This is a genomic window from Hyella patelloides LEGE 07179 (assembly GCF_900659865.1).
Taxonomy (GTDB): Bacteria; Cyanobacteriota; Cyanobacteriia; order Cyanobacteriales; family Xenococcaceae; genus Hyella; species Hyella patelloides.
On the sequence record NZ_LR214302.1, the window covers coordinates 1 to 1415 of the forward strand.

Below are 1415 nucleotides of genomic sequence, written 5' to 3' on the forward strand. Positions count from 1 at the left end.
TTATTAAGTGCAAGGGTCTTTTACCAATTTTAAGGCTTTTTCGCCCCTTTCTACTCACTTTTTTCGGCGCCCAAAATCCTTGTAACCTTTCTTGGCTAAACATTTGAGACTTATTCAGCAAACCCTAGCTAGAGTAGCCAATAAAGAAAGCATAGTAGAAGCACTAGATAAATTAGATATTACTCAAACTGAGTTTAAAGAGGTTAACTCCTATCGTCTTAATGAAGCTTTATCTCATGCATCAGGAAAATGCATCTTTGTTGTAGAAGGCGAAAAGAGTATTGAAGCTTGTCGAAGTGTGGGATTAGTTGCCAGTGATATTAGCTCACTGTCTAAAAGCCCTCAATGCTTAGACTCAGTGAAGGAAAAGGATATCACTATCGTCATCATTCCTGACAAGGATGAAGCAGGAATCAAAAAGGCTACAGACCTAGAACAAGCTTGTTTAGAGCATCAAGTAAAATACCTGATACTTGATGTCTATCAATGGTTAAAAGACAAACCAGATAAGTACGATTTCGCCGACTATATCTCAGACCTAAATATGAACGCCGACGAAATTATCAAAGTCTTAAATTACCAAATTAAACAAGCGATGGAAACTAGAGTTGTGGATAAACCTGTGGACAAAGCTGCTAGCCAAGATATTCCTCAAGATAGTCATGTCGAAGCAACTCAGATAGAAGACAGAGAAATCGCTAAGGAAAAGATAGATAGTCTTTTGGAGTTGGAAAACTACGAACCAGATTTAAAGGATTATTTACAGCCTTCTCCAGCCCAGCCTTTGCAAAAAATAGCGTCATATCTGGGAATGCGACCAGTTAGCTTACTAACTATACTTTTATCAGTATCCGCATCTCTGCTTTTTAATGACGTTAATAAACTTGTCTTGATTAAGGCTTGTGAATTTGAGGCTCTACCTATCATTTACACTGCCATATGCGCTCCTAGTGGTAGTGGTAAATCTCCTGCATTTAAAGTCTTAACAAACCCTTTGATAGAAATGCAAATAGAAGAAGAAGAACGATATAAAATAGCTCATCAAGAATGGGAAGATACAGACTATGAAGAAAGAGGAGATGAACCAACAGTTAGAGAATATTACGCCAATGATGCCACAACGGAGTCAATTGCTAAAATACAAGGCGATCAGCCAGATAAGGGATTGCTCAGGGCAAACGCATCTTAAATTGAGCGAAAACAGATAATTGAAGAAAGAAAGGATAAAAGTCAAAAAAGAAGAGTAGTAGTATGAAGTGCTTCTTTTTAACGACGCGATCCCGAGTAAAAACATGATAAATTCAGTAAAATTAACAATTAATTGAAGACAGAATTAGTTCTTAGAATTGATGATATGATGACCCAATTATCAAACTTAATTTTGGCTATCTTTAGTCATGAAACTAAGACCAAAA

At 36.7% G+C, this 1415-nt stretch carries 1 protein-coding gene; it reads left to right on the forward strand.

Annotated elements, in window-relative coordinates; genetic code table 11:
• Positions 1 to 91 precede the first annotated feature (91 nt).
• Positions 92 to 1189: a DUF3987 domain-containing protein gene (locus tag H1P_RS33335; RefSeq protein ID WP_144875767.1), complete on the forward strand. Its 1098-nt coding sequence runs from the start codon at positions 92 to 94 to the stop codon at positions 1187 to 1189.
• Positions 1190 to 1415 lie beyond the last annotated feature (226 nt).